10 protein-coding genes are annotated in these 13,761 nt (G+C 60.2%); 2 read left to right on the top strand and 8 right to left on the bottom strand.

Features of this window, described 5'->3' with window-relative positions; genetic code table 11:
- The gene (locus C2846_RS16610; protein WP_119701995.1) at positions 1–1,563 is read right to left on the bottom strand and encodes an amidase; all 1,563 of its coding nucleotides are present in this window, start codon (positions 1,561–1,563) and stop codon (positions 1–3) included.
- Positions 1,564–1,708: 145 nt separating this feature from the next.
- Between C2846_RS16610 and C2846_RS16605 the strand changes: the two genes are divergently transcribed.
- Entirely contained in the window at positions 1,709–4,138 is a 2,430-nt protein-coding gene (locus C2846_RS16605; RefSeq protein ID WP_119701994.1) for a Lon protease family protein, read from the top strand.
- A 570-nt stretch (positions 4,139–4,708) separates the two neighbouring features.
- Here the strand turns inward: C2846_RS16605 and C2846_RS16600 are convergent.
- The 4 genes from C2846_RS16600 to C2846_RS16585 form a co-directional block, all read right to left on the bottom strand.
- On the bottom strand, positions 4,709–5,836 hold the full coding sequence (locus C2846_RS16600) for a methyltransferase (protein WP_119701993.1): 1,128 nt from the start codon (positions 5,834–5,836) through the stop codon (positions 4,709–4,711).
- A 114-nt stretch (positions 5,837–5,950) separates the two neighbouring features.
- On the bottom strand, positions 5,951–6,364 hold the full coding sequence (mscL, locus tag C2846_RS16595) for a large-conductance mechanosensitive channel protein MscL (protein WP_080048229.1): 414 nt from the start codon (positions 6,362–6,364) through the stop codon (positions 5,951–5,953).
- A 71-nt stretch (positions 6,365–6,435) separates the two neighbouring features.
- On the bottom strand, positions 6,436–7,881 hold the full coding sequence (gene pap / locus C2846_RS16590) for a polyphosphate:AMP phosphotransferase (RefSeq protein ID WP_165443850.1): 1,446 nt from the start codon (positions 7,879–7,881) through the stop codon (positions 6,436–6,438).
- Positions 7,878–8,642, bottom strand: coding sequence for an EAL domain-containing protein (locus C2846_RS16585; RefSeq protein WP_080048227.1), 765 nt, complete (start codon positions 8,640–8,642; stop codon positions 7,878–7,880). Before C2846_RS16585 ends, pap begins: the two co-directional genes overlap by 4 nt.
- 111 nt (positions 8,643–8,753) lie before the next feature.
- Here C2846_RS16585 and radA point away from each other — a divergent pair, with 111 nt between their 5' ends.
- A complete protein-coding gene (radA, locus tag C2846_RS16580) occupies positions 8,754–10,127 on the top strand; it encodes a DNA repair protein RadA (RefSeq protein WP_080048226.1) in 1,374 nt (457 codons plus the stop codon).
- A gap of 22 nt (positions 10,128–10,149) precedes the next feature.
- Here radA and C2846_RS16575 read toward each other — a convergent pair whose 3' ends face one another.
- From C2846_RS16575 to ettA, 3 genes are all read right to left on the bottom strand, one after another.
- Positions 10,150–10,506: a PilZ domain-containing protein gene (locus tag C2846_RS16575; protein WP_119702016.1), complete on the bottom strand. Its 357-nt coding sequence runs from the start codon at positions 10,504–10,506 to the stop codon at positions 10,150–10,152.
- 53 nt (positions 10,507–10,559) lie between these two features.
- Positions 10,560–11,900, bottom strand: a complete 1,341-nt coding sequence (gene gdhA / locus C2846_RS16570) for an NADP-specific glutamate dehydrogenase (protein ID WP_119701991.1) — start codon at positions 11,898–11,900, stop codon at positions 10,560–10,562.
- Positions 11,901–12,072: 172 nt separating this feature from the next.
- The gene (ettA, locus tag C2846_RS16565) at positions 12,073–13,737 is read right to left on the bottom strand and encodes an energy-dependent translational throttle protein EttA (RefSeq protein WP_080048224.1); all 1,665 of its coding nucleotides are present in this window, start codon (positions 13,735–13,737) and stop codon (positions 12,073–12,075) included.
- Between the last annotated feature and the right edge of the window lie 24 nt (positions 13,738–13,761).

Here is a 13,761-nt window from a genome sequence, read left to right as displayed (position 1 = left end):
TCAGGCCTTGCAGGGCACCGCCTTGCGGACTTGTGGCGCGGCGCTGCCAGCGCGTCCCAGATCCTGCTGCACCATCGCTGGCCAGCGCTCGGCCCACGGCTGAGCCTGCTCCAGTTGTCGGGCCAGCTGCAGCAAGCGAGGCTCACTGCCGGGTGGCCCGCCGAACTGTACACCAAGCGGCAGACCGTCAGCGGTCCAGTACAGTGGTACGCTCATGGCTGGGGTGCCGGTCAGATTGGCCAACTGGGTAAAGGGCACGTAGGTCAGATTCTTGCGAGCCATATCGTTGACCATGTTCTCCAGTACCCCCCAGCGCGCGAGCATTGGCAGTAGTCCGGTGGCCAGCAGCAGCTCCAGTATTCGCGCCTGCGCTGTCGGTAGCTGGCCCTGTTCGTGGCGAATGGGCGGGTGGGCCAGGGTTGGTGTGAGGTACAGGTCGTGCTGCTGGTGGAACAACCCCAGGGCCTGGCTGAAGCTGTTCCACTGGCGATGGCTGCGTACATAGTCGGCGCTGCTCATGACCCGGCCAAAGGCCGCCAGCGTGCGGGTCAGCAGTTCAAACTCCTCGTCACGGGCGCCCATCGCCCGAGCCTCGTCCAGAGTCGCGGCGACCTGGCCGAAGTACAGATTCAGATAACAGCGAGCCAGCAACTGGCCGTCATGGTCCGGTGCCGCTTCGACTACCTCGTGACCCAGCGCCTGCAGTAATTTGACCGCATGCTCAACGGCCTTGACTGCTTCGGGATGAACCGGCGTGCCAAGCGGTGAACGGGTGCTGAAGCCGATGCGCAGTTGGCCGGGCTCCCGTTGGGTCAGGCTTCGGTAGCTGTGCTCCGGCAAGGCCGTGTGCAGCGGGTCGCCGGGGTTGTTGCCGGCGAGGATATCCAGCGCCAGTGCCGTGTCGCGAACGCTGCGGGTCAGTACCCCGTCACTGGAGGCGCCTTCCCAGATTTCCGCTGCTCCCGGGCCGACCGAGATCAGCCCGCGCGATGGGCGCAGACCGAACAGTCCGCAGCAGGCCGCAGGAATGCGAATCGAGCCGCCGCCATCGTTGGCACCAGCCATGGGCACCAGACCGGCTGCCACTGCCGCGGCTGAGCCGCCGCTGGAGCCGCCTGGGGTGTGGGCCGGGTTCCAGGGGTTGTGGGTAGTGCCGAACAGGGCTGGGTCGGTGACGCCCTTTAAGGCCAGTTCGGGGGTGTTGGTCTTGCCAATGATCACCGCACCGGCCTCAAGCAGGCGCTGGACGATATGCGAGTGTTTGCGTTGCGGGATACGGCTGAACACTTTGCTGCCATTGCCGGTCGGCAGGCCGGCGTAGTCTTGTACCGCATCCTTGATCAGGATCGGCACTCCGGCCAGCGGGCCACTCAGGGGTTCGTTCAGGCGCTGGCGGGCAATCTCGAACATTGGCTGACAGATGGCGTTGAGTTGTGGATTGAGCCGTTGGCAGCGTTCCAGTGTCAGGTCGAGTAATTCGCTGGCGCTGATTTCGCGGCGGGCGATGCGCTCTGCCAGGGCGGTGGCGTCGTGGTTGAGATACTCCCGGGTGGTTAATGACATCGCTTACAACCTTGTATTGTTATTTTCCCCGGCACTGACTCTAGTGTAGGAATTGGGGCTTTGCCAGGTTGCTGGTGCTTGTCAGTTCCACCTCGCTGGGGCAACAATGCCAATCAGTGCCTAGATTTCATGCCAAGGATGTTTGATGACCATCGACGTTGACGCGTTACGCCTGCCCCCCGAACAATTGACCGCCCCCATTGACTTGGACAATCTGGGTTTTTCCAGCACTGATGATCTTGACCCGTTTCGCGGCATTCTTGGCCAGGAGCGGGCGGTCGAGGCGTTGCAGTTCGGGGTGGCCATGCACCGCCCTGGATACAACGTTTTTGTCATGGGTGAGCCTGGAACCGGGCGGTTTTCCTATGTGATGCGTTATCTGAAGGCCGAGGCCAAACGTCAGGTAACGCCGCAGGACTATGTCTATGTCAACAACTTCGATGAGCCACGCGAGCCTTGCTCTCTGAGCCTGTCGCCAGGCACAGCCGGGACGTTGATCACCGATATCGAGATGCTGATCGACAACCTGATGGCGACCTTTCCGGCGGTGTTTGAGCATCCGGCCTATCAACAGAAGAAGAGCAGCATCGACCGGGCTTTCAATCAGCGCTATGACCGGGCGATCGATTCGGTCGAGCGCCAGGCGTTGGAAAAGAGTATCGCCATCTACCGCGATGCGCAGAACATTGCCTTTACCCCGATGAAGGATGGCAAGGCGCTCGATGAGGCTGATTTTGCCCAGTTGCCTGAGGCCGAGCGCGAGCGTTTCCATGAGGATATCGCCAATCTGGAGGAGGTGCTGAACGAAGGCTTGTCCAATCTGCCGCAGTGGAAGCGTGAGTCCAGCAACCAGTTGCGTGAGCTCAACGAGCAGACCATCACCGAGGCCATTCAACCATTGCTTGAACCGCTGCTGGAGAGTTACTGCGGCAATCAGGCGGTCTGCGATTATCTGCAGGCGATGCGTCAGAACCTGCTCAAGACCGTGATCGATCAGTTGGTCGAGGAGCGTGGGCTTGAGCCGCGCCCGGAAGCCTACAAGAAAGCGCTGCTGACCGAGCAGTATTGCCCGAGCCTGGTGGTTGGTCATCACAATACCGGCGGCGCGCCGGTGGTGCAGGAGCCGCACCCTTCCTATGACAACCTGTTCGGGCGGATTGAGTACAGCTCGGAGCAGGGTGCGCTGGTCACCAGTTACCGGCATATCCGCCCTGGCGCCTTGCATCGGGCCAATGGCGGTTATCTGGTCCTGGAAGCCGAACGCTTGTTGAGCGAGCCCTTTGTCTGGGAAGCGCTCAAGCGGGCGCTGCATTCGCGTGAACTCAAGACCGAATCGCCTTGGGCTGAACTGGGTCGTCTGACCACGGTGACTCTGACCCCGGAAGTGATACCGCTGAACGTCAAGGTGGTGCTCATCGGTTCGCGCCAGGTGTACTACACCTTGCAGGATCTGGATCCGGATTTTCAGGAGATGTTCCGGGTGCTGGTCGATTTCGACGAGGACCTGCCACGTACTCCGGATAGCATCGAGGGTATGGCGCAGTTGCTCAAGACCCGGACTTCGGAAGAGGGGTTGGCGCCATTGACCGCTGCTGCCGTGGCCCGGGTACTGACCTATAGTGCTCGACTGGCCGAGCATCAGCACCGTCTGTCGGCGCGGATCAGCGACATTTTTCAATTGGTCGCCGAGGCTGATTTCATTCGTCAGTTGGCCAGTGATCCGATTACCGACATCGCACATATCGAGCGGGCGCTGCGAGCCAAGGAAACCCGAACCGGCCGCGTCAGCGCACGGATTCGCGAAGACATGCTGTCCGGGGTGATTCTGATCGACACTGATGGTGCGGCGGTGGGCAAGTGCAATGGGCTGACTGTGCTGGAGGTCGGTGACTCGGTATTCGGGGTGCCAGCCCGGATCAGTGCTACGGTCTATCCCGGCAGCAGCGGGATTGTCGATATCGAACGTGAGGTTAGCCTGGGCCAGCCGATTCACTCCAAGGGGGTGATGATCCTGACTGGCTTTCTTGGCAGTCGCTATGCCCAGCAGTTTCCGCTGGAAATCTCGGCCAGTATCGCGCTGGAGCAGTCGTACGGTTATGTCGATGGTGACAGTGCCTCGCTCGGCGAGGTCTGTGCGCTGATTTCGGCCTTGTCGCGTACGCCGCTGAAACAGGATTTCGCCATTACCGGCTCGATCAACCAGTTTGGTGAGGTGCAGGCGGTTGGTGGGGTCAACGAGAAGATCGAAGGTTTCTTCCGGCTGTGTCAGGCGCGAGGCCTGACCGGTACTCAGGGGGCAATCATTCCGCGCTCCAACGTGCCCAACCTGATGCTCGACCAGAGCGTGCTGGATGCGGTCAGGGCAGGCCAGTTTGCAATCTACGCGGTCAGCCATGTCGATCAGGCCATGGCGCTGCTGTCCGGCCAACCGGTTGGTGAACTGGACTCTGAGGGCAGCTTTCCGGATGACTCGGTCAATGCCCGGGTGGTCGAGCGCTTGCGCGAAATTGCCGAGCGTGATCGGGAGGAAGCCAAGCCAGAGGATGACGAAGCAAAACCCGATAGTCAGACTTGATCAGCCTTTGATCAGCCGGCCTGCTCCCTTGCCGGGACTGGGCCGGCACGGTCTTTCCCAACCTTTCACACAGAGTTATCCACAGATTGTGTGGATGCCTGGCTTGGCTTAACAGCCACTTTGATCGCTGTCAATAACCTGCATGTGCGACCAGTGAGCGCAAGGCCGGTGGCATTGCTGCGCGAAGCGTCTGACGGTGTGATGGATCGGACTGGGGGCTTTTCCTGTCGTTTCCGCTCAGCGCAACCCGGCCCCGGTAGCTTCTTGTTAATAGTATGAAAGTATTAGTCTTTTATGGTTCTGCGGCACTCTGCACCGAAACAGGGCCGGGACCCGGTGGGCTTTGCACGGTTGTGCAGCGAGAAGGCGCCTGGAGTAACCGTCCGGGCTGAGCTGTCTGGCGGTTGGATGGTTTTTGATCGATTAGGCTGGTGACCCTGTATTGCAGGCTTGCGAGCAGATGTACCAACCTTTCGCACAGAGTTATCCACAGCTTTTGTGGAAAGCGCTCAGGCGTATCGGTGCACTGCTTGTTGGCACCCAGGAGTGCTGTGGGGCAAGGGGCTGAACTCAGCGCCAGGCGCGCCAGGCCACAAACTTGGCACTTGAGCCGAGCTGTTCGACCCGTTGGAAAAAGCGCTTGAGTTTGATGTGATAACCCAGGTGCCGGTTGCCGACCACCAGCAAACTGCCACTCGGTGCCAGAACCTGACGGCTTTGTTTGAACAGGCGCAGGGCGATTTCATCGCCGATCACCTGCTGTTGGTGGAAAGGTGGGTTGCACAGGATCAGCTCGGCACTGGCCGGAGCGACTTCGGTCAGGCCGTCGCTGACTAGAAACTGTGCTTCGCGACCGGCGAAGCCCTGGTGAAAGTTTTTCCGGGCCGAGGCTACAGCGGCGTAGGACTCATCGATGAAGGTTGGCTGAATTTCAGGGTTGTGCCAGGCCGCGAATAGCCCCAGCGCGCCGTTGCCGCAACCCAGGTCAACGACCCGGGCGTTGCCCAGATCCCGGGGAATGCAGGGCAGCAGTACCCGGGTGCCGATATCAAGCTGGTTGCGGGAAAACACTCCAGGCAGGTTGTGCAACTGTAGCGCTGTGTCGGGCAACGGGTAATGGCTGTTCAGTTCGCTGGTTGGCGGGTTGAGATCGGTCTGAGCCCGGACACATAGCAGCCGGGCCTTCTTCCAGGCCAGCGAGGCCTGGTAGGGGCCGATGTAGCGGGCCAGCAAGTCACCGGCGCTGGGCGGCAGGTGCTTGATCATGGCGCCAGCCAGTACCAGAGCCTGGGGCTGGAGTCGACTGTGCAGGTGGCGCAGTTGCGACTCAAGCAGGCTCAGGCTCTTGGGAATGCGCAGCAACACCTGCTGGTAATGCTCGGGCAGCAGGCTTTGGCTGTCGATGAACTGCACGCAGTCAGCGTCAAGGCCATTGGCCTGGAGGTTGTCCTGCATGGCCCGTTGGGCCAGCCAGGAATCGCCCCAGCTGTGAATCCGGTGACCGGCTTTAGCCAGCGCTATAGCCAGTGCGCCGAAAGCGTCGTTGATGACCAGTATTGGCTGCTCGCCCAGGCCATCTTCGTGCAGACGTTGCAACAGATACTGGTCGGCAGCATCGAACGCCTGCAGGGTCGGATTGCGGGTGGGCGGATAGCGCCCAAGGCTCAGGGCGCCGAATGGGGTGTCACAGGTCTGCATAGCCGCTGTCGCTGCTCAATCGGGCCGGCAGTATAACAGGGCCGGTTACAGGTTCGCAGAGGAGCGGACGGCGGTAGCGCTGAGTGTGCTTGCCGGCCGCTCCAGGCCGTGTGCTCAGCCCTGCTTTTGCTGTTTGAGCAGGTCGCGGATTTCGCCGAGCAGTACTTCTTCATTGCTCGGGGCCGGTGGTGCGGCGGGCGGAGCCTCTTCTTCCTTGCGTTTGAGGCTGTTCATAACCTTGATTGCGACGAAGATAGCCGCGGCGACAATCAGAAAGTCGACAATACTCTGGATGAATGCGCCGTAACCCAGGGTCACTGCGGCCACTTCACCCTCAGCTTCCTTGAGCACAACGGCCAGATCGGCAAAATCGACGCCGCCGATCAGTAGTCCCAGCGGCGGCATGATGATGTTGGACACAAAGCTGGACACCACCTTGCCGAAGGCAGCACCAATAATGATCCCCACGGCCATGTCGACGACATTGCCGCGCATCGCGAAAGCCTTGAATTCTTCCAGTAATTTCATCTGACTCATCCTCTACAGCGCCACCGTGGCGTACTGCAAGCATAGCCGCTACTGTCAGGATTTGTTGCCGATTATTTCAAGGCGGCTTCGAGCTGGTCACAGACGATATTCAAGGCCTGGATGCGGGCGTAGCGCTTGTCTTCGGCCGGAATCAGGTGCCAGGGGGCCAGTTGTGTCGAGGTGTGCTCGATCATGTCATTTATGGCCTGAACATAGGCCGGCCATTGCTTGCGGTTGCGCCAGTCCTCATCGGTCAGCTTGTAGCGTTTGAGCGGCGAGCCTTCGCGGGCCTGGAAGCGCTGTAACTGTTCATCCTGAGTGATGGCCAGCCAGAATTTGATCACCAGCGTGCCCTTGTCGGCCAGTTGCCGTTCAAAGTCGTTGATCTCCCGGTAGGCCCGCTGCCACTGGGGTTCTGTGCAAAAACCTTCAACCCGTTCGACCAATACCCGGCCATAGTAGCTGCGATCGAATACCACTACGTTACCTGGTGCCGGAATGCGCCGCCAGAAACGCCACAGGTAAGGCAGCCTGCGCTCCTCTTCGGTCGGTGCCCGGGTACCATGGACCCGCAATGTGCGTGGGTCCAGGCACTGGGTAATGCGCCGGATGGTGCCGCCCTTGCCGGCAGCATCGGTGCCTTCAAACACCAGCAGCAGGCTGCGGCGGGCGAATTTTGGGTGTTGGACCAGTTGCCGCAGACGCTGTTGCAGCGTGCTGAGTTGCTGTTGGTAGTGGTCTTTGTCCTGTTTGAGCGTGTAGTCCAGCGCCGCCAGGCGTTCATTCTGACTGGCTGTCCAGCCGTAGGCCGGGTGCTGACTGGGTTGGCTGGTCAGTTGCTGGCGGATCGCCTGGAGCAGGATCTGGCCTATGCGCAGATCGCGTTCCTGAGGGTCTTGGCTGGGTACGCGGATCCAGGGCGCTTCGGTGGTGGAGGTCAGTTCCTCCATGTATTGCGCGCCACTGCGAACCTTTTCATAGTCGGCGGCACTGAAATCACCCCATTCGCGCATGGCGACGGTTTGATTCAGGGCTGGGTCGGCTCGCTTGCGAGTATCGCTGTCGCTCAACTGCAGCCACAGCTTGATCAGGGTGGCGCCTTCGTCAATCAGCAATTGTTCGAAGGCGGTCACCTCCTGCATCTGGCGCTTGAAGGTAGTGGGGCTGATCTGCCCCCGGCTCAGACGCATCAGTGGTTGGTGGTACCAGCTACCCAGGTAGAACGCCAGCTCGCCGGTGGGTGGTAAAGTCCGCCAGTAGCGCCACAGCCAGGGCATACGCCGCTCGATACCCTGTGGCAGGCCAAACGCCCGAGTGTGCAGAAAGCGTGGGTCAAGCCATTCGTAGAAGGTGTAGATGACTTCGGCCTTGCCGGCAAAGTCGTTGCCGGTAATCAGGACCAGAATCGGCCCCTTGTTGGTCTTGCGCAGCTCGAACTGGGCTTCGAGCAATTCTTCTCGCAGGTTTTCCAGCTCAGCCTTGCGCCGCTTTTGTGCCGATTTATCCTTGCTGGTCATGCAGATTGTGGCCATATAACCGCGGGTAGTTGCTCGAAGCCAGGACGGGCAAACAGATAGCCCTGAAAGAGTTGAATACCCTGGTCCTGGAGGAACGCGAGTTCTTCCGCTGTCTCAATACCTTCGGCAATTACTTCGATATCGAGCGTACGGCAAAAGCCGAGGATGCCGATGAGAATGGCTTGGCGGACCCGGTCCTTGTGGATGTCACGAATCAGGGCCATGTCCAGTTTGATAATGTCCGGCTGAAATTCGGCCAGCAGGTTGAGCCCGGAATAGCCGGCACCAAAGTCGTCAATTGCCGTCTTGAAGCCTTGGCGCCGATATTCCTCAATGATGTTCTTGAGGTGTTGCTTATCGACCAGGTGCTCATTTTCGGTGATTTCAAAGATCAACCTATTGGTGGGGAAGTTAAAGCGTTGTGCAGCTTCCAGGGTGGCTCGGATACAGGTGGCTGCCTGATACACCGCATTGGGCAGAAAATTGATGCTGATGTGACAAGGAACGTTCAGCCGGGCTGCCAGCTCCACGGCTTTGACCCTGCAGGACTGGTCGAACTGGTAGCGGTTATCGGCGTTTACCTGTGACAGAATGCTGGCTGCTCCAGCACCGTCAGTACCTCGCACCAGGGCTTCGTAGGCGAACAGCGTCTGATCATGCAGGTTGATGATTGGCTGAAAGGCCATGGAAAACTCGAACCCCAGTGGTTCGCGATCCTGGCAGGCTTTGCAGGGTTTGGCGGTTGTCAGCTCTGACGTCATAAGGTGTTTTCCAGTGCACATTGCTGGTCAGTATAGAGGAAAATAGCTGGAAGGAATCAGCGGGCGCGCCTATCGAGGCTGCGGCAAATAACTAGCGACAAGCAGGAATCCATGGCCAAACAGAAACGTGTTTACGGGTGCACCGAGTGCGGTGCAACCTTCTCCAAATGGGCTGGGCAGTGTGGTGAGTGTCAAGCCTGGAATACTCTGGTTGAGACCGTAGTTGATACTACGCCGGTGGGCGGCTCGGGCGGTGCGCGTAGCGGCAACTGGGCTGGTCAGCAGGCCCAGGTCAAGACCCTGGCCGAGGTCTCAACTGAGGAAATGCCACGCCAGCCCAGCGGCTCTTCGGAGCTGGATCGGGTGCTAGGTGGTGGCTTGGTGGCTGGCTCGGTTGTACTGATTGGTGGTGATCCCGGAATCGGCAAGTCGACCATTTTGCTGCAGACGCTGTGCCGATTGGCTCAGGATATGCCGGCCTTGTACGTCACTGGCGAAGAGTCGCAGCAGCAGGTGGCGATGCGCGCGCGGCGTCTGGGGCTGCCGGAAGACCGGCTCAAGGTCATGACCGAGACCTGCATCGAAAGCATTGTCGCCACCGCTCGGCACGAGCAGCCGAAGGTGATGGTGGTCGATTCGATCCAGACCATTTTTACCGAGCAGTTGCAGTCGGCTCCCGGCGGCGTGGCCCAGGTGCGTGAGAGTGCGGCGCTGCTGGTGCGCTATGCCAAGCAGAGTGGCACGGCGATTTTTCTGGTCGGCCATGTGACCAAGGAGGGTGCGCTGGCCGGGCCGCGAGTGCTGGAGCACATGGTCGATACGGTGCTGTACTTCGAGGGCGAGTCCGATGGTCGGCTGCGGCTGTTGCGAGCAGTGAAGAACCGTTTTGGTGCGGTCAACGAGCTGGGCGTGTTCGCCATGACCGACAAGGGTCTGAAGGAAGTGGCCAATCCCTCGGCGATCTTTCTGTCGCGCTACGAGGCGCCGATTCCGGGCAGTGTGGTGATGTCTACCTGGGAAGGCTCGCGACCGATGCTGGTGGAGGTACAGGCGTTGGTCGATACCAGCCATCTGGGCAATCCACGCCGCGTCACTCTGGGGCTGGATCAGAACCGACTGGCTATGCTGCTAGCGGTCTTGCATCGCCACGGTGGAGTGGCGACCTACGATCAGGACGTGTTCGTCAACGTTGTCGGTGGGGTCAAGGTACTGGAAACTGCCTCGGATCTGGCGTTGCTGGCGGCGGTGATGTCGAGTCTGCGTAGCCGGCCACTGCCGATGGACTTGATGGTATTCGGCGAGTTGGGCCTGTCGGGTGAAATCCGGCCGGTGCCCAGTGGTCAGGAGCGTCTGAAGGAAGCCGCCAAACATGGTTTCAAGCGCGCCATCATCCCGGCCGCCAATGCCCCCAAGGAAGCACCCAAGGGCATGGCGGTAGTGGCGGTGACGCGACTGGATCAGGCCCTGTCGGCGATTTTCGAATAAGTCAGCGGGGCTCAGCCGCTGCTTAGATAAGTGCTGCCAGTTCGCGCTCCAGCAGTGCTTCATCGCCCAGGTTGAGTGCGATCAGGCGGCGCAGGTGACTGATCGAGTCGAGATCGATGTGCAGGCACTCGAAGCCCAGCAGGCCTTCCTCGGCGTGGACCAGATGCACTTCCATGCGGATCTGGCTACCCTCGGACAGATCGATGATTGCGATGAACGAAGCCTTGCTGCGTTGCATCTGCCAGTCGGTTGGTTGCAGGGTCAACAGTCCGCGCAGGGAAATGTCGACCAATTGAACGTTGGCACACCAGTCGTCCTGCTGGAGACTGGTGTGGGCATCGAAGGGAATGCGGGTGAAACGCCGTCTGTCATCGCTCATCGGTCTGGCTTCCGGGATGAGGCTCATGCCCTCACTATAGCCGCTTTTATCCATCAAACCACGCCTTGGGCAAGCATTGCGTCGGCAACCTTGACGAAACCGGCGATGTTGGCACCTTTGACATAGTTGATGTAGCCGTCTTCTTCCTTGCCATAGCGTTCACAGGCTGCATGGATCGACTGCATGATGCTGTGCAGACGCTCGTCCACTTCGCCGGCGCTCCAGTGCAGACGCATGGCGTTCTGGCTCATTTCCAGACCGCTGACCGCGACCCCGCCGGCGTTGGCGGCCTTGCCCGGGGCGAACAGAATACGCTGTTCAATGAACACGTCGACCGCTTCCAGCGTTGAAGGCATGTTGGCGCCTTCGGCTACGCAGTGGCAGCCGTTGGCGACCAGGGTGCGGGCGTCGTCACCATTGAGCTCGTTCTGGGTGGCGCAGGGCAGGGCGATGTCGCAGGGCAGTTGCCAGGGCCGGCGTCCGGCCAGGTACTCGACGCCTTCCTCGCTGGCGAGCTCTTCGAGCCGGCCGCGCCGTTCGTTCTTCAGGTTCATCAGCGTCTGCCACTGGTGTTCGGTCATGCCGTCAGGGACATGCAGGGTGCCGCCGGAATCGGATACCGACATTACCCGGCCACCCAGTTCCATAACCTTGAGTGCGGCAAACTGGGCCACATTGCCGGAACCGGAGATACAGACGCGCTGACCACTGAAGCCACGCCCTTGCTGGCGGAGCATTTGTTCGGCGAAGTACACGCAGCCGAAACCGGTGGCCTCAGGACGTACCAGACTGCCGCCATAGCTCAGACCCTTGCCGGTCAATACCGAGGTGAACTCGTTGCGCAGGCGCTTGTACTGGCCATACATGAAACCGATTTCCCGGGCACCCACCCCGATATCACCAGCCGGAATGTCAAGATCCTCACCGATGTGGCGAGCCAGTTCGGTCATGAATGACTGACAAAAACGCATTACTTCGGCGTTGCTCTTGCCCTTGGGATCGAAGTCCGAGCCGCCCTTGCCGCCGCCCATTGGCAGGCTGGTCAGGGCGTTCTTGAAGACCTGTTCGAAAGCCAGGAACTTGAGTACGCCAAGGTTGACCGACGGGTGGAAGCGCAGACCGCCCTTGTAGGGGCCGATAGCGCTGCTCATCTGGACCCGGAAACCGCGATTGACATGGACCTGGCCGTGGTCGTCCACCCATGGTACTCGGAACATGATGACCCGTTCCGGCTCGAGCATCCGCTCGATAATGCCGTTGTTGAGGTATTTGGGGTTGTCCTCAAGGAATGGCCACAAACTGCTGAGCACCTCTTCGGCAGCCTGATGGAATTCCGGTTGATCAGGGTCGCGAAGCTTCAGGTGAGCCAGGCAGGCATCCAGAGTGTCGGTCATGTTCAAAGTCTCTTTTATGAACGTTTTAGACGAAGGGATGCAACTTTAGCAGAGCGCAGTGTGCTCAGAAATGGTGCAAATCAATAATTTGCACCTTGTTTGTGCGGGCAAAGAGGGGCGGTATGGACCTTCAGGCCCGGGGCGTGTGCGCCTCGGGCCTGAAAGCTATGACTCAGGCCAGCTTCTTATAGCGTACCCGGTGCGGCTGGGTGGCGGCTTCGCCCAGGCGTTTCTTGCGGTCAGCCTCGAACTCGGTGTAGTTGCCTTCGAAGAAGGTCACCTTGCCATCGTCCTCGTAGGACAGGATATGAGTGGCGATGCGGTCCAGGAACCAGCGGTCGTGGGAGATCACGATGGCTGAGCCAGGGAAGTCCAGCAGCGCTTCTTCCAGCGCACGCAGGGTTTCCACGTCAAGATCGTTGGACGGCTCGTCAAGCAGCAGTACGTTGGCACCCTGTTTCAGGGTCAGGGCCAGGTGCAGGCGGCCACGTTCCCCGCCGGACAGATCCTTGACGAACTTCTGCTGGTCGGCCCCCTTGAAGTTGAAACGGCCAACATAGCCGCGCGAAGGCACTTCATAGTTGCCGACTTTGATCATGTCGAAGCCGTCGGACACCTGCTGCCAGACAGTCTTGTTGCCGTCCAGGTTGTCGCGGCTCTGGTCGACGCTGGCGATCTGCACGGTCTCGCCAAGTTCGATAGTGCCGGAATCGGGTTGCTGCTTGCCGGTGATCATGCGCAGCAGGGTCGATTTGCCGGCGCCGTTGCCGCCGATCACCCCGACGATGGCACCCTTGGGGATGCTGAAGGACAGGTCGTCAATCAGTACCCGGTCGCCGAAGCCTTTGCTGACGTTCTTGAACTCGATGACCTTGTCACCCAGGCGCGGGCCGGCCGGAATGTAAATCTCGTTGGTTTCACTGCGTTTCTGGAATTCTTGCGATTGCAGCTCTTCAAAGCGTGCAAGGCGTGCCTTGGACTTGGCCTGGCGGCCCTTGGCGCCTTGGCGTACCCACTCCAGCTCGGATTTCATCGCCTTGGCATGGGCGGCCTCTTGCTTGGCTTCCTGCTCCAGGCGCGCGGCCTTGGATTCCAGCCACTGCGAGTAGTTGCCTTCGAACGGAATGCCGTGGCCGCGGTCGAGTTCGAGAATCCAGCCGGCGACGTTGTCGAGGAAGTAACGGTCGTGGGTAATGGCCACCACGGTGCCGGGGAAGTCATGGAGGAACCGCTCCAGCCAGGCCACCGAGTCGGCGTCCAGGTGGTTGGTCGGTTCGTCCAGCAGCAGCATGTCAGGAGCCGACAGCAGCAGGCGGCATAGTGCTACCCGACGTTTCTCACCACCGGACAGGTGCTCGATCTTGGCATCCCACGGCGGCAGGCGCAGGGCGTCAGCGGCGACCTCCAGCTGGCGCTCAAGGTTGTGGCCGTCGGCGGCTTGGAGGATGGCTTCGAGTTTGGCCTGCTCGGCGGCCAGGGCGTCGAAGTCGGCGTCCGGTTCGGCGTAGGCGGCGTAGACTTCATCGAGCCGAGCCTGGGCGTTCTTGATCTCGCTCACAGCTTCTTCAACGATCTCGCGCACGCTCTTGCTGGCGTCGAGCTGTGGCTCCTGGGGCAGGTAGCCGACCTTGATACCGGGCATGGGCCGGGCTTCGCCGTCGATTTCGGTGTCGACCCCAGCCATAATCCGCAGCAGGGTCGATTTGCCCGCGCCGTTGAGGCCGAGTACACCGATCTTGGCGCCAGGGAAGAAGGACAGCGAAATGTCTTTGAGAATTTCACGCTTCGGGGGGACAACCTTGCTAACCCGATGCATGCTATATACGTATTGAGCCATGGTGGCGGAACCTGTTGAATGGGA

Origin of the sequence: Pseudomonas jilinensis, from assembly GCF_003586265.1 — a bacterium.
Taxonomy (GTDB): domain Bacteria; phylum Pseudomonadota; class Gammaproteobacteria; order Pseudomonadales; family Pseudomonadaceae; genus Halopseudomonas; species Halopseudomonas phragmitis.
Note: the sequence above shows the minus strand (reverse complement) of the source record. Positions and strands in the feature narration are given on the sequence as shown.